The following is an 18,284-nucleotide window of genomic DNA, read 5'->3' on the forward strand; positions in this document are numbered from 1 at the left end:
GTGTGTCCGACACCACGCCCGAGCGGGGCCCGACGGTACGCGACCGATCACAGGCCGTCGCGGTAGACCTTGACCTCCTGGACGGCGTTGCCGAGCGCGGCGAGCGCGTTCTCCAGGCTGTCCCGGGTCTCGACCAGGGCGCTGGTGAGCTGTTCGACGGCGAGGTGCTCACTGCCGTCGGTGGCCGCCACGACCATCGCCTGCGCTTCCTCGATCATGTTGAGCGCGCCCTCGAGCTGGCCGGTCACATCCTCCGTGCGCCGGAACGCCTCGTCGAGTTGCGCCTTGACGTCGGCGATCGTCCCTGCCACCGTGCACTCCGTTCCTTGACCGACTGGACCGAGCGGACCGGCTGGACCGACCGGGTAGACCGGGTTCTGGCACCCGACCGGGCCCGCGCACCGGCGCGGGCCGCCGGCCCGGTTTCAACGCCGCCCGGATCCGCCCTGGCCGGCGGGTTTGGACGAACCGGTACCCGAGCCGAAGCCCAGCCCGAACCGCAGCGCGAGCGCGAGCACGGCCAGCGAGGCGATGGCGCCCGGCGGCTCGATGGGCACGAAACCGAGCGTCGCGAAGACCGCCACCGCCGCCGACGCCGCGGCGAGCAGGCCGCTGCGCACCGCGGCCGCGGCCGACGAGGCGGACGAGCCGGTGGCCGCGACCACCGCGACCGCGCCCACTCCCCCGGCCGCGGCCAGGCACGGCAGCGCCGGCGCCGCCACGAACACCCGGGCCGCCACCGTCAGCGCGCCACCGAGCGCGCAGCACAGGGCGGTGACCAGCCCCGCGGACAGCCCCCCGGCTCCCTTCGCCACCGCGCGCAGCTCGGCGGATCGGGTCATCACCTCCAGGCACAGCCGGTAGGCCAGCTTCTTCGCCTGCTCCGGGTCGACCAGACCGTCGGCGCCGATCAGCCGGCCGGCGGGCGGCGCACCGGGCCGCCGCGCGCTGGAACCCGCCCCACCGAGCCGTTTCTCGTCGCGCCGGCCCGCGGCGGGCCGCTCGTCGACACCGCGGGCCCGCGAGCCACGCGACGCGCGGCGGCCGCCCGTCGCGTCGATCGCCAGCGCCGCGGGACGGCCGGCGCGGCCGCGGTCGAGCCCGTCCAGATCACCGGCGTACCGCTGGTAGACGGCCTCGAGGTCGGGCCGCTGGCCCTTGCGTGGGCGCACCTGGTCGAGCTCGCCCAGGCCGTGCTGGGCCAGCGACCCGCCGACCTGCCCCCAGACGGACCCGATGCGGGTACGGATGTCGTCGGCCGCCGAGCGGTGCCGGCGGGCGATCACGTCGTGCCCCTCCTGCCGGGCGGCGAGGCTCTCGGCGAGCCGGGCCCGCACCGCGTCGGAGGCCCCCATCAGTTCTCGGTACCGGTTGGCCGCGACCAGCGGATGGTCGAGCTCCCGCGGCACGAAACCCCCGGGCCGGGCCGGCACGGCCGCGGCGGAGCCGGGCCGCGGCGCGGGCGTGGTGGCGCCGGGGGGCGCCGTCGGCACGAGTTGCCCGTCCGGGATCCCGGCGAGACCACCGCCGCTCACGCCGCCCGGCCCACGGCCGGCACCCGCCCCGGCGGCGCCGGGACCCGTCGAGAGTCCATCCGGATCAGCCATCCTCCGCGCATTCCCCGCCTCGGGCGGATCACTCACCCCACCCCGGCCCGCGCCGATCACAGCGCCGCTCCGCTCTCGGCCGCCGCTCCCGCGCCGAGCGGGGCGAACGGGACGACGGTGCGCGGCTCCGCCTGGGCGTGCCGGTCGAACAGCACCGCCCGGTTCGGCGTTGTACCGGCCGTGACCGGACGGTGCCCCGCGAGGCCGAACAGGTCGCCACCGGGCAGCCCGGTCGCCGCCCAGGCCGCGATGTCGTCCCGATGCCCCGGGCCGAGATCGTCCACCATCCGGGACGGCGCCCGCCACCAGCAGAGCAGGTGCACGCCGGTGGCCGGGCCGCGTCGGGTCAGCGTCCGCAGATCGTCGAGGCCGGACCGGCGTGACGCGTCGTCGCGGCCTTCCAGTCCGGCCCGGCCGGCGTCCATCGCGAACACGACGATCAGCCGCAGGCCCGTGGTGGCCTCGCCGTGCCCGGCGAGCGCGGCCTCCTCCCGGGCCCGGATCTCCGCCGCGGCCGACCCCAGCACCCCGCGCAGACCGGTGACGTCCGTGACATGGGTGGGATGGCCGGAGCGCCGCAGGATGTCCGCCGTGACCTCGGCCGCGGCCACCGTGGCCGGATCGGCGGCCACCACGTCGACGACCAGCCCGCCGCGCGGCGTCTGGGCGCCGACGGACACCGCCGCCGCCTGGACCATGCCGACCGCCTCCCGGCGCAGCGGGCCGAGGATCGCCAGGTGCCGGCCCGGCAGCCGGGCCAGGCGCACCCCCACCGCCGGCGGGGCCAGGTCCAGCGGGACGCCGACGAAGGCCAGCGGATCCCCCGCCGCCGCCTCCCCGGGCAGCGGCGCCGGCCGCCCGGCCAGCGCCTGGAAGGCCGGGTTGTCGGCGAGGACGGCCGGCGCGTGGCCGACGAACACCCGCGGCGCCCGCAGCGGCGGGACGGCCCGGGCCACGAGGGTCTCGATCCGCTCCCGCAGCCCGGCGATCACCTTCGGGTCGGGATAGGCCACCCGGACGTGCTCGTTGCCGATCGGATGGCCGTTGCGCCGGTTCACGATGGCCTCGCCGACCCCGGACAGCGCGCCCGCCGCCTCGTTCGCGGTCGACAGCAGGACCCGCGACTCGGAGATCGACGTCCGCAGCGCGACCCGCAGCGCGAACTGGCCGAAGATCGATCCGCGCTTGCCCGCGGTCGCGTCCAGCGCGTCGATGCCGGACAGCGTCTGGCTGGCCAGCAGCAGGTGGATCCCGTAGGCGCGGCCCTGCCGGGCGATCACCTCCAGCAGCGCGACCGCCTCCCGGGCGACCGCGTCGAGCGGGGTGAGCATGACCTGGAACTCGTCGATCACGATCAGGGTGCGCGGCCAGGGGGAGCTGCGGTCCGCGGCGCGCAGCCCGCGCAGGTCGCGCGCGCCGACGGCCCGCATCGTCACCGAGCGCCGCTGCATCTCGTCCCGGGCGGCGCGCAGCACCGCGACGCCGAACTCCCGGTCGCTCTCGATGCCGACGGTGTCGGCGTGCGGAAGGTAGAAGGGGTCACCCGGGCGCGCCGCGAACTGGGCGAACTCCAGGCCCTCCTTGAAGTCGAGCAGGTGGAAGCGGAGCTGGTCCGGGCCGTAGCGGGCGGCCAGGCCGTAGACCACGTCGAGCAGCAGGGTCGACTTCCCCGCCCCGGCCTGGCCGCCCACGAGGCCGTGCACGGTGTCGTCGTCGAAGGCGAGGGTGACCTCGCCGTCCGGGCCGTGCGCCACCGGGACGGACACCCCGGCCGAGCTCTCGTACTCCCAGAGCCCGGCGGGCAGCAGGCCGCCCAGGTCCGGCGCGCGGGCGGCGGCCCGCTCCACCCCGACGGCGACCCGGGCCGTGACGTCCGCGACGACCGCCGGCGGCGGGGGTTCGTCCAGGACACAGCCGAGCAGGCCGGACAGGGTGGTGCGCCAGCCGCCGGGCATCCCGCCGTCGCTCTCGCCGCGCAGGGCCAGCAGCTCGACCGCGGTGATCGTCTCGGCGTTCGGCAGCCTCCCCGCGGCCCGGCCACCACCGGTGTCCACCCCACCGCCGCCGGGCTCCACCACCGCGATGACGTGCACTCCGCACGACGGCCCCTGGGAGGCCACCGCGTCCAGCGCGCGGGCGGCCTCGTCGGGCAGGGACGGCCAGCCCAGCAGCACCAGCAGCCGCCACGGCTCCGACCGGGGCAGGCCGGCGTCCTCCCGTTCCCGCAGCGAGTCGAACCGGCCGGCGAGGCGTTCGACGGTGATCCGGCCGACCTCGCCGGAGAGCTCGGCGAGGGCGAGCTCCAGGCGCGCGCGGCTGGTCAGCGTCGGGCCGACGACCCCGGCCACCCGCAGCGGGGCGAAGGCGGCGAGCCCGGCCCCGAGCTCGTGCGGGTCGTAGACGGTGATCCGCACCCCGCCGGGGGGGACGCTCGCCAGGATCCGGGTGAGCAGGCCGCGAACCAGGCCGACCGCCTCGCCGCGGCGGGGGCGGGTCGTCTCGATCTGCAGGTTGCCCGCGTCGAGCAGCGGCACCGCCAGCGGCACCTCGACGGTGCGCTCCCCGCGGGCCAGCGGCGGCACGAGGATCCGGCCCAGCCGCCACAGCCCCGGTCGAACCGGTGGCCCGGGCGTGGGGTCGGCACCGCCCGCGGGCGGTGTTCCCCGCCACTCCGTTCCCCGCCACTCCGGCGCGTCCCAGCCGGCGCCGGCGAACGCGGGCGCCTGCCGCCGGGCGAGCGCGCCGGCCTCGCTCAGCGCGAGCGCGACCTGGTCGAGATCACCGGCGAGGTCGGCCGGCACCGCGCCGAGCGTCTCCGGGTCGAGTGGGGCGGCCGACGGGACGGGCACCGCACCGGAGGCCAGCCCGCTCGCCTGCTCGTCGAGCTGGTCGGCGAGCGCGAGTGCCGCCTCCAGGCTCTCGGTGATGCCGGAGACGAGCAGGCGTGCTCGCCGCGTGCCCGACACCGCGACCTCCTCGCGACAGACGACCGGAACGTCTCCTGACCGGGCCGCGTCCGCGACGCCACGACACCTGCCGCCACCTGACCTGGTGCCGGCTGGCGGATCACCGCCAGCGATCAGTCACTGGCACACCACGCTAGCGACCGTCGCGTCACGTCGGGCCGTTTCACCGCATGCGGAACCGTCGACCACCCGGGTGTCTCCGGCCGGTGTCCCCGGTCAGTTCGACCGATAACCGTGGGAAACACCCGACGATGAACTGGACCGTACCGGATGCCCGCCGGGACACCGACGGTTTATCCGCTGTGTCGCGCGTGTTCAATGGCCCGGCGGAGGAGCATCGACGTGGACGCCGTACGGGAGGGCACACAAGTGACTGAAGTCGACGGCGTGGCCGGCGGAGGCGCCCTGGCCGGTACGGGTGCCCCGGCCGGCGCGGGCGAGGCGCCGGCGGACCGGCCGCTGGCCGTCATCGACGTCGACGGGGTGGTCGCCGACGTGCGGCACCGCCTGCGTTTCCTGCGCGCACGCCCCGGCGACTGGGACGCCTTCTTCGCCGCCGCGGACATCGATCCGCCGCTGGTCGAGGGGGTGGAGCTGGTGCGCTCGCTCGCCCGCGACCACGAGGTGCTCTGGTTGACCGGGCGCCCGGAACGCTCCCGGCCCGCGACCGAGCGCTGGCTGCGGGACCAGGGGCTGCCCCTCAACGAGCTGCGGATGCGCCCGGACGCGGACCGCCGCCCGGCGCGGATCTTCAAGCGCTCCGAGCTGCGCCGGCTCGGCGTGCACCGCCGGGTCGCGGTCGTGGTCGACGACGACCCGGCGGTCGTGGAACTGCTGCGCGCCGACGGCTGGCCGGTGCTGCGCGCCGACTGGGTCGCCTACGAGCCCACCCTGGGCAACGCCCAGGACACCGAGGGCCGCACCTGAGGCCCGGGCACCGCCCGACCAGACCGGCCCGGCCCCATCTGGACCGGCCTCGTCAGCCGCCCGTCAGCGGGTGGCGTCCCGGCGGTACGCCCGGACGGCCAGCGGCCCGAACACCAGCAGGATCCCGCCGCACCAGGCGAGTGAGACCAGCAGATCCTCGGCCACCGGGCCACCCAGGAACAGGGCGCGCACGGCGTCCACGGTGACGGTGACCGGCTGGTGGTCGGCGAAGGCCTGCAACCAGCCGGGCATCGTGTCGACCCGGGCGAAGGCGGAGCTGGCGAAGACGAGCGGGAAGACCCAGATCATCCCGCCGGACTGGGCCGCCTCCACGCTGCGCACCGACATGCCGATCACCGCCGACACCCAGGAGAAGGCGTAGGAGAAGATCAGCATGACGCCGAACCCCGCCAGGACGGCCGGGACGGTGGTGTCACCGAAGCGGAAGCCGACCGCCAGGCCGACCAGCAGCATGATCAGGATGATCAGGGCGTTGCGGACCAGATCGGCGAGCGTCCGCCCGGTCAGCAGGGCCGAGCGGCTCATCGGCAGCGACCGGAAGCGGTCGATCAGCCCCTCCTCCTTGTCGTTGGCCAGGCCGATCCCGGTCATCATCGCGCCGAAGATCACCGTCTGCACGAAGACGCCGGGCATCAGGTAGTCGACGTAGTCGAGATCCGGGCCGACGTCGATCGCGCCCCCGAACACGTAGCTGAACAGCAGCACGAACAGCACGGGCTGGATCATGGAGAAGACCAGCAGTTCGGGCACCCGCCAGGTCTTCAGCAGGTTGCGCCGGCACATGACCCAGGCGTCGAGGAGCTCCCAGGACAGCCGGCCGCTCCGCGCGACGGGTGTCAGGTCGAGGGTGGTCATGCCTTCACCAGATCCCGCTCGTCGCCGGTACGCGGGCCGGGGGGCCCGCCGTCACCGCCCGGCCCGCCGGCAGCCGACGCGCCCGCCGGGCCGCCCGCGCCGTGACCGGTCAGGGTCATGAAGACGTCGTCGAGGGACGGGCGGTGCAGCGCGACGTCGACGATCGTGACCCCGATCTCGTCGAGACCGCGCACGACCTCGGCGAGGACACCCGCGCCCGAGACCGGGACGCTCACCCGGCGCTCGTCGGCGTGCACGGTGGCCGCGCCGGTGCCGGACCGGGCCAGCACCGCGGCGGCGCCCCCGAGGTCGCCGCCCTCGGCCACGGTGATGTCGAGCCGGTCGCCACCGATCTGGCGTTTGAGGTCGTCGGTGGTGCCCTGCGCGATCACCCGCCCGCTGTCGACGACGGAGACCCGGTCGGCGAGCTGGTCGGCCTCCTCCAGGTACTGCGTGGTCAGCAGCACGGTGGTGCCGTCGCGCACGAGGTCGGCGATCACCCGCCACATGGCCTGGCGGCTGCGTGGATCCAACCCCGTCGTGGGTTCGTCCAGGAACAGCACGGCGGGCGCCATGATGAGGCTCGCCGCGAGGTCGAGGCGCCGGCGCATGCCGCCCGAGTACGTCTTCGCCTGCCGCCCGGCGGCCTCGGCGAGGTCGAAGCGCTCGAGCAGCTCGACCGCCCGCGCCCGCGCGGTACGGCCGGGCAGCCGGTACAGCCGGCCGAACATCTCCAGGTTCTCCAGGCCGGTCAGCCGCTCGTCGACGGCCGCGTACTGGCCGGTCAGACCGATCCGGGGACGGACCAGCTGCGGTTGGCGCAGCACGTCGACCCCGAGGACCTCGGCCCGCCCGCCGTCGGCGGCGAGCAGGGTGGCCAGGATGCGGACGGCGGTGGTCTTGCCGGCCCCGTTGGGGCCGAGAACGCCGTGGACCGTGCCCTCCGCGACGAGGAGGTCAAGCCCGGCAAGGGCTGTGTGCCGGCCGTAGTTCTTGCGGAGGCCCTCGACGAGGACCGCGGGATGATCCGTCACACGGGGACCGTACGCCAGGGCACCGACAGTTCCCCAACGGTTTTCCCGCGGGCGTGGCGATCAGGCCGAGCTGCGCCGCCGCCGGCGGTTGGCCAGTTCGTCGCCGGGGTGGGTCGCCGCCGGGGTGCCCGGGCGCTCGCAGGGCAGCTCCGCGAGCTGGCCGCGCATGTCCTCCAGCGCCCGCCCCACCGCGATCGCGAAGACGCCTTGACCGCCCCGGACCAGATCGATCACCTCGTCGTCCGAGGTGCACTCGTAGACGGTCGAACCATCGCTGATCAGGGTCAGGTGGGCGAGGTCCGCCACTCCCCTGGTCCGCAGGTGGTCGACGGCGGCCCGGATGTTCTGCAGCGACACCCCGGCCTCGAGCAGTTTGCGGACGACCCGCAGGACCAGCACGTCACGGAACGAGTAGAGGCGCTGGCTGCCGGAACCGCTGGCCCCGCGCACGCTGGGCACGACCAGGCCGGTGCGCGCCCAGTAGTCGAGCTGGCGGTAGGTGATGCCGGCCGCCGAGCAGGCCGTCGGGCCGCGGTAGCCGACGTCGTCACCGGGCGGCTGCGGGATCTCGTCGCCGAAGAGCTGACCCTGCTCGATCATGGTCGCCGGCTCGGCGTCCGCCCAGGGGGGATCAGCCTCGTCCGGCGCCACTCGCGCGGCCGCTCCCATCGAGATGCCACCATTCACCAGTCCCATCCTCCGGACAGTCCGGGAGCCTCACGGCCCGCCCGCTGACGACACCGCCACACCGGCGCCGCGCCACCCGCCCACCGGCCCCGTGTCGCGTCAGCGGCGGGGCGCCGTGGCCGCCCCCGGCGGTGAGCGGCGTCGCGTCCCCGCGTTGGCCGACGCACCGGCTGGACAGCCGGTTCGCCCGACCGTAGGGGCGGGGCATCGTCCCTTCAATGATCCAAGCCAGCGTGTCCGTAGTCCAGCGGACATGCTGGCCGCACCAGGACAAGTGTGCGCCCAACCGGACGAGCCACCCCGCACGGGTTCACATCCGGCGTGTCACCGGGGGCCCCGCGGCCCTCCGAGCCTGGTTCAGGAGCCCGGCGTGTTGAAGTCCTCCGGCGAGATGGTGTCCAGGAACTCCCGGAACTTCTCCAGCTCGCTCTCCTGCTCCTGTTCCTGTTCCTCGGGGACGGTGATCCCGGCCTCGGCCAGCACCGCCTCGACCCCGTACACGGGCACGCCCATCCGCATGGCCAGGGCGATCGCGTCCGAGGGGCGGGCGGAGACCTCCACGCCGTTACCGAAGACCAGCGTGGCGAAGAAGACGCCGTCCTGCAGGTCGGTGATGGTGACCTGGGTCAGTTCCGTCTGAAGCGCCCGCAGCACGTCCCGCATCAGGTCGTGGGTCATGGGCCGGGCCGTGGTGATGCCCTCCTGGGCGAAGGCGATCGCCGTCGCCTCGACCGCGCCGATCCAGATCGGCAAATATCGCTCCCCGCCCACCTCCTTGAGCAGAACGATCGGCTGCTTCGACGGAAGCTCGACACGCACGCCGACGATGTCCAGCCGATGCACCGATCTACCTCCTAGCGCAGGTGGGGTAGGGCGGGACGCTGTGACCGGAGCCAGAAAACCCCACGGGGAGACAGTATCCCCGCTACCGCCCCGCGTCAGCGCGCCCGCCAGTTCTCACTTTCCGTGGAAGATGGCGCCGTTTTGGGTGACCATGCCCCGCTAACCTGGCCGGCTGCCGGCCAATCGGGTCCGCAACAGCGCGGCATGCATGCGCACCAGCAGGGTGGCGAGCTCGTCGGCGGTCTCCACGGCGCGGCCGTCCGACTCCGCCAGGCGACCGGACCGCAGCGGCGCGACCGCCGCCTCGATGAGACCTGCCTCACGATCCGCCGCGGCCCGGGCGGCACGCAGGTGCCGCGCCTGGACGCCGTGCGCCGCGAGCAGGGCCACGGTACGGGCCACCAGCAGGGCGTCGGAGTCGTAGTAGCCGCCGCCCGCGATCGGGCCGACGAGCCCGTTGCCCTCCAGCTCGGCCAGTGAGTCGTCGTCGAGGCCGCTGGCGGCGAGCAGCTCGCGGCGGGACAGACGGACCCGCTCCGCGCCCAGCAGGCCGTCCAGCCCCCGGGCGGTGGGCCGGTCGGGCACGGCACGCGGGCCGGTCCGGGGCAGCGGGGTGTCACCCCGGTCGAGCGCCGCGAGCTCCTCCTTGATCACGCGCAGCGGGAGATAGCGCTCACGTTGCGCGTGCAGCACGTGCCGTAGCCGCATGACGTCGTCAAGCGAGTACTTCCGGTAGTTCGCGCTGGTGCGCGCCGGCTCGACCAGCCCCTCGGACTCCAGGTAACGGATCTTCGAGAGGGTGATGTCCGGATATTCGGTGCGCAGCCTGTCCAGCACCTCGCCGATGTTCAGGGTCTTCGCGACATCCTCGGGCCGCTGCCCCGGGCCGCCCCGCCGCGACGAGCCCAGCCGGGACTCGTCGGCGCGGCCGGACGAACGCATGGGTTCCGCCGCGGCGCTGCTGCCGCCGCTCACCTCGTCGTGGACCTGTTCACCGAACCCCGACCCCCCCGTAGGTCGCGCCCGTCAGGAAGACCAGGCGGAACTTGCCGATCTGGACCTCGTCGCCGCCGGTGAGCTCCGCGGAGTCGATCCGCTCCCGGTTCAGGTAGGTGCCGTTCAGGCTGCCGACGTCACGCACGGAGAATCCCTTGGTGTAGGGCGAGCGGTGGAACTCGGCGTGCCGCCGGGAGACGGTGACATCGTCTAGGAAGATGTCGCTCTCCGGATGGCGCCCGACGGTCGTGAGATCGGCGTCGAGCAGGAACCGGCTGCCCGCGTTGGGGCCGCGCTTGACGACCAGCAGGGCCGAGCCGGGCGGAAGCGCGTCGACGGCGGCGACGGCGTCGCGCTCGGTCGACTCGTCGACGTGGTCGCCCTCGATGCCGGAGAGCGCGGCGGCCAGGTTGAGCGTCGACGTCTGCTCCGCGGGCCGCTCCGGCGCCACGGGCTCGCCCGGACGCACCAGAGGCGACCCGCACCGCGCGCAGTACAGCGCGTCGGACGGGTTCTGCTGGCCGCACCTCGTGCAGAACACAGTCTCGTCCGCTTCCTGCCGGATGCCCGCAGGCGGGAGCCCGGCCGCTCGGTCCGCCGCCCTCACGGCGGCAGGAATGTTCCCCAACAGGGGGTTTGACCCGGTGTGACCAGGCATTCACCCCGCGCGAACGGCAGAACGCGGCAGTGGCCGCGGCCGATGCCGTCACGGCGCACTCCGAGGCTAGTGCATCAGGCGCACCGTCGTGAAAAGGGTGCGTCGGGTGTTTGTTCGGCGTGGCGGCCACCGCACGCGGGCGGTGGTCGCCCTTCACTTGACAACGGACGAGACAGGGCGCAACCGGCCGATGCCCACAGCACCGACCAATGACCGCGCCCGCCCTCGGAAGTGGCCATCCCGCGATGACAGTCCGGCCACGGAACCTCCGCGTGGCTGCTGCTCCGCGGCTACTGCTCCTTGACGTGCTCGCGGTAGGCGGTGGCGTCGAGCAGGTCGTCGAGGACGGCCGGGTCCACCACCGTGACCTCGACCAGCCAGCCCTCCCCATAGGGGTCGGAGTTCACCAGCTCCGGAGCGGCGACGAGCGCCTCGTTACGGGCCGCGATCTCGCCGGAGACGGGCGCGTAGATGTCGGAGACGCTCTTGGTCGACTCGACCTCGCCGCACGGCTCGCCGGCGGAGACGGCCTGCCCGACCTCGGGCAGCGACACGAAGACGATGTCGCCCAGCGCCTCCTGCGCGTACGCGGTGATACCGACCCGCACCGTGTTCCCGTCGGCCCGGGCCCACTCGTGCTCACGGGTGTACTTCAGGTCGTCCGGGTACACCGGAATCGCCTCCTGCGGTCGTGGTGCCGAGCGCCGGCACGGGCGTCGACGGACACATGGGACCGCCCGGACGGCCGGCGCCCACCGCGACCACGTCGTCGCGGGACACGCCCCTCAACCGGCTGGACGGGCAAAACGGGGGGTCGGGGCGGCCCGCAGCGCCCTGATCTCGATCCGATCCGAATTCGTGACCTCAGCATGCGTGCCATCCCGGGTAGCTACCGTATCGAGCACCCCGCCAGGAATCCTCATTGCCTGGGCAAGTGTGTGCGCGTCCCCCACCACGCGCAGCTCGTAGGGCGGCGCGACACTGCCACCGTCCACGGTCATCCCGCCACCGGGAGCGTCGACGATGTAGGTGGAGGCCACAACACGGACACCGGAGAGCTCGATCGCCTCGGCACCGGCGTCCCGCAGCTCCTGCAGCGCGTCGACCAGGATCCACGCCTCGACGGTCCCCCGCGGGTCGTCGATCCTGAGGGTCACCCCGGGCCCGATCGCCGGGCCGGTGCCGGCGAGCACCGCCAGGGCCTCCGCCTCGTGGCGGGCCCGGTCGAGGTCGGCGTCGCCGCGCGCGCCGTCGGCGACCGCGGCGCGGGTCCGTTCGAGGCCGGTGGCCTCCACCTCCAGCCGCCGCCCGGCGACGGCGATGTTCTCCAGCTCGGTGGCGAGCTCGTCGGGCCGGGCCGCAGCCAGGCGCTCGGACGAGTCTGCGATCCGGATCATCACGGCGGCACCGAACCCCAGCACCGCGAGCAACAAGATGGTCGCGTACCGCAGCGGTCGCCCCCGGGAGCCGCGGCCACGCGCCGTCGTCTTCCCGACAGTCGGATGCCCGACCACCGGATCGTCGGCGGCCGGCCCCGTGATGTCCGGTGGCTCATGCGGTGGCGGCTCGCCGGGTGGCGGCACGGGAGGCCGCGGACCGCGGGGCGGCGGATCGCCGATCAAAGCTTCAACAGCGATCGCCGGACCGCGCTCGCATTGGTGAAGATCCTGATGCCCAGGACGACGACCACCGCGGTCGACATCGCGCCGCCGACGCCGAGCGCGTCGCCCAGCGCGACCAGGGCCACCGCCAGCAGCACGTTCGACAGGAAGGACACGACGAAGACACGGTCGGAGAAGACCCGCTCCAGCGCCGCGCGCAGGCCCCCGACCGCCGCGTCCACCGCGGCGACCACCGCCACCGGCAGGTACGGGTCCAGCCAGGTCGGGGGTTTCGGCGCGAGGAGGAGCCCGACGACGACGCCGACAACGAGCGCGAACAGGCCGGTGATCGCACCTTCACGGGTCAAGATCCGCTCCCTCGGGCGTATCGGAGGCTCGGGCTGGGTGCCGCCGGCACGGTGACGTCGTCCAGGCGGGCGACGGTCACGGCGTTCGGTGGCGCGCCCATCCGGGTGCGCAGCCGCACGGTGACCGCCGCGGCGCCCACCCCGGGAACGATCGTGTCAGGGTCCCCGACCACGTCGACCACGTAGGGTGCCTCGACCGGACTCAGACCGACCAGGATCGTGTCGCCCGCGGCGCGCACCGCGCTCAGCGCGGTGAGCCGGATCCCGTTCACGGCGACGGCCTCGGCGCCGGTGGCCCACAGCGCGTTCACCATGTCGGCCAGGTCGTGGTCGGCGAGCCGGCCGTCGGGGCCCTGCGCCGCCGGGCGCGGATTGCCCGCGTCGGCGGGCGGCCCGGCCGACGGGTCGGCGAGGGTCACCCGCGCGCCGGGACCGCGCGCCGGGGCCAGACCGGCCGGCGCCGCGAGCGCGTCGATCTCGGCTTTCGCGGCCGCCCAGAGCCCGTCGGCCGTCCGACGCCGGTTCACCAGGTCCTCGGTGGCGGAGCGGAGCACGGCCACCGAGGCGGCGAGGTCGTCCCGGTGGGTGGAGCGGGTCTCGTACTCGGCGCTCAGCCGCGCCCGCAACCGCTCCCGGGACGGCCCGGCGTCGACCGCCTGGCGCACGCTCAGGGCGATGAGCAGGCCCGCGAGCAGCAGGGTCAGGGGCAGCAGCAACCGCCCGGCCCACCCGCCGCCGCGGGCGCCGGCCGCGCGCGCGTAGCCGGGCTCCAGCGCCTCGGCCGCGATCCGCTCGAACACCGTCGTCGCGGTGCCGCCCGTCGCGGTGCCGCCCGCCGGAGGGCCGCCCGCCGGAGGGCCGCCCCCGCCCGGGCGCGTGGTCAGCCGTGTCCGTCCGTGCACATCCGGCATTCTCGCCGACGGCCGGCCGGCCGCTGTGGCACACCCGTCGCGTTCCGCCGCCAGCAGGCCGTACCGGTCACGGACGGGTGACGGGAGCCTGCTCCGGCGGCACCGTCTCCACTACGGCGCTCCACCGGCGCACCAGCTGCTGCGCGTCGCCCAGATCCGCCGCCTCGGCCCACAGATGGGTCACCGCCTCGGACGGATCAGGCAGCACCAGCACCCAGGATCCGTCCGGGCCGACGACGCGCACCCCGTCGGTGGTGTCGACCTGGTCGCCCGAGTCGACGTCCACCGACTCGACGACGCGGCGCATGACGGTGCCCTTCTCCGCCCACGGCGTGGGCACCGACGCCCGCACCATCGCCACCGGCGGGATCCTCGCGTCGATCGCGCTCAGCGTCAGCCTGGTCCGGGCGACCAGCGCGACCAGCCGGACGAACGCCGCCAGGCCGTCGATCACCGGGGCGAACTCCGGCACGACGAACCCGCCCCGGCCGTCGGCGGCGAAGACGATCGGTTCGGCCTGCACGACCCGGGAGAGCTCGGAGCCGGACATCGACATCCGCCGCACGGTCAGGCCGTGGAAGTCCCCCACCTGGTCGGCGACCCGGGTGGTGGTGACGGGCACCGCCGCCTGGGCGCCGCGGTTCTCCGCCGCGACGAGGTCGAGCATGACCAGCAGCGCCCGCTCGTCGCTGATGAGGTCGCCGCGCTCGTCGACGATGGTGATCCGCTCGCCGATGTGGTCGAAGCGGACCCCGAACGCGGCGCGTGAGCTGGCCACGAGCGCCCCCAGCCGGTCCAGGGCACGGCGTTCCTGCTCGGCGCCGGGCTCGGGGTAGGTCTCGTCGAGCCGGCCGTTGACGGTCAGCACGTCGACGCCGAGCCGGCCGAGCAGGGTGGGCAGCAGCAGCGACGCCGCTCCCCCGGACGGGTCGACGACCACCTTGAGATCCGCCTCGGCGAGCCCGCTGGTGTCCACCCGGTCGAGCAGGTCCTGGGTGTAGACGTCGGCGGTGCGCGCCGGGAAGCGCAGGTCGCCGATCTCGCCGGGGAAGGCCCGGCGGAACTCCTGCCGGGTGAACACCCGGTCGAGCTTGCGCTGCGCGGCCGGGGAGAGATCGTCGCCGTCGGCGTCGAGGAAGACGATGTCGATGCGCTCGGCGTCGCCCGGCTTGGAGCGCAGCATGATCCCGCCGGCCGCGTCCGAGGTGCGCACGTCGAAGCGCGCGACCGGCAGCGGGGCCACCTCCAGGTCACGGACGTTGATCGCGCCCGCGGTGAGCGCGCTGATCACGGCCCGTTTGAGGGCCCGGGCCGCCCGCGAGCCGTCCCGCGCGGTGGTGACGGTCGAGCCCTTCTTCAGCGTGGTCGCGTACGCGCTGGCCAGGCGGACCACCAGCTCCGGGGTGATCTCCACGTTGACCAGCCCGGAGACCCCGCGCGGACCGAACAGCGACCGCTGCCCGCGCGACTCCCAGATGACGCTGGTGTTGACGACCGCCCCGGCCTCGATGGTCTTGAACGGGTAGACCTTGACGTCGTGGGAGACGAACGCCTCCTCCTGGATGACGCACTCGTCCCCGATGACCGCGCCCTCCTCGATGCGCGCGGCCCGCAGCACGTCCGTGCTCTTGCCGATCACGCAGCCGCGCAGGTTCGTCCGCGGGCCGATGAGCGCGTTGTCCTGGACGATCGCCCGGTGCAGGAAGGCCCCCCGCTTCACCACCACGTTGCTGCCGAGCACGGTGAACTCGCGCAGCTCGGCACCGGCCTCGACCTTGCTGTAGTCGCCGACGACCAGCGGGCCCTTGAGGATGGCGTCGGGATGGACGTCGGCGTCCTCGCCGATCCACACCCCCGGGGACACCTCGAACCCGCCGATCGAGACGTCGACCTGCCGGTTCAGCACGTCCGCCTGGGCGCGCTGGAAGCTGGCGATGGTGCCGACGTCCTCCCAGTAGCCGGCGGCGACGTAGCCGAACACCGGGGCGCCGGCGGCGACCAGCCGGGGGAAGACGTCGCCGGACCAGTCGACCGCCTCGCCGGCCGGGACGTGGTCGAGGACCTCCGGCTCCATCACGTAGATGCCGGTGTTGACGGTGTCGGAGAACACCTGGCCCCAGGTCGGCTTCTCCAGGAACCGGGAGATCCGGCCGTCCTCGCCGGTGATCACGATGCCGAACTCGAGCGGGTCGGGCACCGACTTGAGCGCCACGGTGACCAGCGCGCCCTGCGCCCGGTGGTAGGCGACGAGGTCGGTCAGGTCGATGTCGGTCAGGGCGTCCCCGCTGATGACCAGGAACTGCTCGTGGCGCAGGGCGTCCTCGGCGTTCTTCACGCTGCCCGCGGTGCCCAGCGGCGTGGTCTCCGTCGCGTAGGAGAGGTGCATGCCCAGCTCGTCGCCGGAACCGAAGTAGTTGCGGATCATCGCCGCGAGGAACTGGACCGTCACCACGGTCTCGTCGAAACCGTGCCGCTTGAGCAGCCGCAGGACGTGCTCCATGATCGGGCGGTTGACGACCGGCAGCAGGGGCTTCGGCAGGTTCGCGGTCAGCGGCCGCAGCCGGGTGCCCTCGCCGCCCGCCATCACGACGGCTCTCAAGGGTTACCTCCCTATTTTCGCGCCCCGGCCAGGCGGGCGCGTTCCCCGGCCAACCGGCGGGCCTGTTCTGCGTAGAGGAGGCCGGACCACCAGTAGAGGGCGATACCCCAGATGGCGAACGCCCACCCGAGCGGGCGGGCCGCCGTCGCCAGCCAGGAGTCGCCGGCGGACAGCAACAGGAGCGGGAAGGCGTAGAGCAGGTTGAAAGTGGCCGCCTTGCCGAGATAGTGGACGGGCAGCGCGGTGCCCACCCCGAGCCGGCGCAGCACCGGCACCAGGCCCAACAGCGCGACGTCGCGACCGACGAGGGCCAGCGCCAACCAGAGCGGGACGATGTCGCGCAGGGTGAGCGCGACGATGGTCGCGAGGATGTAGAGCCGATCGGCCAGCGGGTCGAGAGCCACCCCGAGGCGGCTGGTCTGGTTCAGCACCCGGGCGAGCTTGCCGTCCAGGTAGTCGCTGACGCCGGCGAAGGCGAGCACGCCCAGCGCGGCACCGTCCGCCTCCGGGCCCAGCGCGAGCCAGAGGAAGAGCGGGACACCCAGCAGGCGCAGACCGGACAGCACGTTGGGAATAGTCCAGATCCGGTCGGAGGCCTGCGTCTGGGCCGTCACGCCGCGTCCCTCCTCCCCGACCCGGCCGCACGAAGACGGACGCCGACGGCTCGCGCGCCGACCACCGGACGTGGGTCGTCGGCTCTGACGCTAGCGGATGCGCGCCGACCGGGTCGCCGAGTGGTCGCCGCCGCCCCGGCCCGGCGTGGTGCGGAGCACCCGCGTCCAGCTGGAGGAGTCGCCGACCCGGGCCACCCCGGGTGTCACATGATCCGGCCGACCTTGTAGGTGGAGCTGTAGATCGGGCGGAGCGACACCACACCGCCGGTCTGCGGCGCGGCCCACATGTAGCCGTTCCCGGCGTAGATGCCCACGTGGTAGATGTTGCCCTCGGTCCCGTAGAAGATCAGGTCACCCGGGCGCTTACCGGACTGCGGCACATGGGTCGACACGTTGTACTGGCCCTGCGCGGTGCGCGGCAGGGAGCGTCCGAGCTGTTTGAAGACGTACTGGACCAGGCCGGAGCAGTCGAACGAGTAAGGGCCCTCCGCCCCCCACACGTACGGCTTGCCCTTCTGCAGCGAGGCCAGGTAGACGGCCTTCTCCCCGATCGAGCTGCCCGGGATCACCGAGGGGATGGCCTGGCTGACCGTCGCGCGGGGAGCGGCCGGCGCCTTGATCGTGATGGTGGCCGCGCCGGCCAGCGAGGGCCGCAGCGCGCTCGTGCCATCGAAGACGGCGGTGATCGTCGTGGTGGTCAGCAGCCGCGCGGTGATCTGGGCCTGGCCGTTGGTGTCGGTCGTCAGTGCCGTCGAGGTCTGCCACTTCGGCCCGTTCACCACGACGATGCGGACCCGCTGGTTGGCCAGCGGAGCGCCGCTGGCCTCATTGGCCCGCACGGTCAGCACCACCGGGGCGTTCGGCGCGACCGTGGTGTTGTCCGCCGTCAGCTGCACCTTGGTGAACATCGGCTCGGAGGACGCGATCGCCCCCGCCAGCGGCACAGCGGCGGCCGCGGCGTCCGGCTCGACCGTCCCGCCCTGGCCCGGCAGCATGGAGGCCGTCTGGGTCGCGCCCGGATCGATGGACGCGGTGCCGTCCGGGGTGGCCGGCACCGTGGCGGCGAAGGCCGCCGTCGAGGCCGCGAGCGTGCCCGTGGTGAACGCGGCGATCGTCGCCGCGCGGCGCGGCGGCTGGGAGGTGCGCCGCCGGGCGCCCGTACCCGATCGGGCGTTCGAGGGGCGCTGCCGCCCCTTGACGAACTGCTCCCAGTCCTCGGGCAGCCAGGCAATTCCACGACGGGGCAACGCGTGTCCTTCTCTCTACTGGCGCCGACGAGGCGCTCTGCCGCGCTCGGCATCGCACACCGACCCGCCGGCCCGGACGGCCGGCGGGACCGATCGGCCGTCCGACGGCCGGACGGATCGCCCGGTCACCGGGACCGCCGAGGTCCCTCGTCCTGCCCCGCCTGTCTCGGGGGGGTCGTCGGGCCGGGGGCAGGACACGGCGCTTCGGCTCGACGCTTTACATACATCGGACGGTGCTCGGCACTCTCGAATAGCTGTGCACGCAGGTGCCGATGTTGAAGATAGTGGACTTCAGCACATGCCCGACAATCACCCCCCTCACAACAATCGCCCACCTTCCCGGAACGCGA

17 protein-coding genes are annotated in these 18,284 nt (G+C 74.0%); 1 reads left to right on the top strand and 16 read right to left on the bottom strand.

The genetic code is table 11. The annotated features are described in order from the left end of the window. Nucleotides 1-47: 47 nt before the first annotated feature. The 3 genes from B056_RS0100775 to B056_RS0100785 form a co-directional block, all read right to left on the bottom strand. A complete protein-coding gene (locus tag B056_RS0100775) occupies nt 48-311 on the bottom strand; it encodes a hypothetical protein (RefSeq protein ID WP_018499991.1) in 264 nt (87 codons plus the stop codon). Between the two features lie 114 nt (nt 312-425). Further along, the gene (locus B056_RS0100780; protein ID WP_018499992.1) at nt 426-1,607 is read right to left on the bottom strand and encodes a hypothetical protein; all 1,182 of its coding nucleotides are present in this window, start codon (nt 1,605-1,607) and stop codon (nt 426-428) included. 56 nt (nt 1,608-1,663) lie between these two features. Next, nucleotides 1,664-4,573 carry an FtsK/SpoIIIE domain-containing protein gene (locus tag B056_RS0100785; protein ID WP_018499993.1) on the bottom strand — a complete coding sequence of 970 codons (2,910 nt, stop codon included), beginning with the start codon at nt 4,571-4,573 and terminating at the stop codon, nt 1,664-1,666. A gap of 369 nt (nt 4,574-4,942) precedes the next feature. Between B056_RS0100785 and B056_RS0100790 the strand changes: the two genes are divergently transcribed. Further along, entirely contained in the window at nt 4,943-5,500 is a 558-nt protein-coding gene (locus B056_RS0100790) for a phosphatase domain-containing protein (protein ID WP_018499994.1), read from the top strand. A gap of 63 nt (nt 5,501-5,563) precedes the next feature. Here the strand turns inward: B056_RS0100790 and B056_RS0100795 are convergent, their stop codons facing one another. The 13 genes from B056_RS0100795 to B056_RS0100860 form a co-directional block, all read right to left on the bottom strand. Beyond that, nucleotides 5,564-6,376, bottom strand: a complete 813-nt coding sequence (locus B056_RS0100795) for an ABC transporter permease (RefSeq protein ID WP_018499995.1) — start codon at nt 6,374-6,376, stop codon at nt 5,564-5,566. After that, nucleotides 6,373-7,410: a daunorubicin resistance protein DrrA family ABC transporter ATP-binding protein gene (locus tag B056_RS0100800; protein ID WP_018499996.1), complete on the bottom strand. Its 1,038-nt coding sequence runs from the start codon at nt 7,408-7,410 to the stop codon at nt 6,373-6,375. The genes B056_RS0100795 and B056_RS0100800 overlap by 4 nt, the downstream gene beginning before the upstream one ends. 60 nt (nt 7,411-7,470) lie before the next feature. Then, nucleotides 7,471-8,097: a MerR family transcriptional regulator gene (locus tag B056_RS0100805; protein WP_154676765.1), complete on the bottom strand. Its 627-nt coding sequence runs from the start codon at nt 8,095-8,097 to the stop codon at nt 7,471-7,473. 357 nt (nt 8,098-8,454) lie between these two features. Further along, nucleotides 8,455-8,940, bottom strand: coding sequence for a bifunctional nuclease family protein (locus B056_RS0100810; RefSeq protein WP_018499998.1), 486 nt, complete (start codon nt 8,938-8,940; stop codon nt 8,455-8,457). A gap of 159 nt (nt 8,941-9,099) precedes the next feature. Continuing rightward, nucleotides 9,100-9,915: a transcriptional regulator FtsR gene (ftsR, locus tag B056_RS0100815; RefSeq protein WP_018499999.1), complete on the bottom strand. Its 816-nt coding sequence runs from the start codon at nt 9,913-9,915 to the stop codon at nt 9,100-9,102. A gap of 16 nt (nt 9,916-9,931) precedes the next feature. Next, nucleotides 9,932-10,477, bottom strand: a complete 546-nt coding sequence (locus B056_RS0100820; protein ID WP_020572244.1) for an FHA domain-containing protein — start codon at nt 10,475-10,477, stop codon at nt 9,932-9,934. 407 nt (nt 10,478-10,884) lie between these two features. Continuing rightward, entirely contained in the window at nt 10,885-11,265 is a 381-nt protein-coding gene (gcvH, locus tag B056_RS0100825; protein ID WP_018500001.1) for a glycine cleavage system protein GcvH, read from the bottom strand. Nucleotides 11,266-11,379: 114 nt separating this feature from the next. Beyond that, a complete protein-coding gene (locus tag B056_RS0100830) occupies nt 11,380-12,015 on the bottom strand; it encodes a DUF881 domain-containing protein (RefSeq protein WP_230202772.1) in 636 nt (211 codons plus the stop codon). A gap of 197 nt (nt 12,016-12,212) precedes the next feature. Further along, a complete protein-coding gene (locus tag B056_RS0100835) occupies nt 12,213-12,563 on the bottom strand; it encodes a small basic family protein (RefSeq protein ID WP_018500003.1) in 351 nt (116 codons plus the stop codon). After that, on the bottom strand, nt 12,560-13,474 hold the full coding sequence (locus B056_RS0100840; protein ID WP_018500004.1) for a DUF881 domain-containing protein: 915 nt from the start codon (nt 13,472-13,474) through the stop codon (nt 12,560-12,562). The genes B056_RS0100835 and B056_RS0100840 overlap by 4 nt, the downstream gene beginning before the upstream one ends. Before the next feature lie 67 nt (nt 13,475-13,541). Continuing rightward, nucleotides 13,542-16,058, bottom strand: coding sequence for a sugar phosphate nucleotidyltransferase (locus tag B056_RS0100845; RefSeq protein ID WP_018500005.1), 2,517 nt, complete (start codon nt 16,056-16,058; stop codon nt 13,542-13,544). Between the two features lie 26 nt (nt 16,059-16,084). Beyond that, on the bottom strand, nt 16,085-16,687 hold the full coding sequence (locus B056_RS0100850; protein WP_020572245.1) for a CDP-alcohol phosphatidyltransferase family protein: 603 nt from the start codon (nt 16,685-16,687) through the stop codon (nt 16,085-16,087). Nucleotides 16,688-16,890: 203 nt separating this feature from the next. Beyond that, complete coding sequence (locus B056_RS0100860; protein WP_018500008.1) at nt 16,891-17,934, bottom strand: C40 family peptidase; 1,044 nt, start codon at nt 17,932-17,934, stop codon at nt 16,891-16,893. Nucleotides 17,935-18,284 lie beyond the last annotated feature (350 nt).

Origin of the sequence: Parafrankia discariae, from assembly GCF_000373365.1 — a bacterium.
GTDB lineage: Bacteria > Actinomycetota > Actinomycetes > Frankiales > Frankiaceae > Parafrankia > Parafrankia discariae.

Excerpts from the sequence above, each read along its gene's own strand:
- B056_RS0100795 (WP_018499995.1), bottom strand. The coding sequence starts at position 6,376 with ATGACCACCCTCGACCTGACACCCGTCGCGCGGAGCGGCCGGCTGTCC.
- B056_RS0100845 (WP_018500005.1), bottom strand. The coding sequence starts at position 16,058 with ATGGCGGGCGGCGAGGGCACCCGGCTGCGGCCGCTGACCGCGAACCTG.
- B056_RS0100840 (WP_018500004.1), bottom strand. The coding sequence starts at position 13,474 with ATGCCGGATGTGCACGGACGGACACGGCTGACCACGCGCCCGGGCGGG.
- B056_RS0100780 (WP_018499992.1), bottom strand. The coding sequence starts at position 1,607 with ATGGCTGATCCGGATGGACTCTCGACGGGTCCCGGCGCCGCCGGGGCG.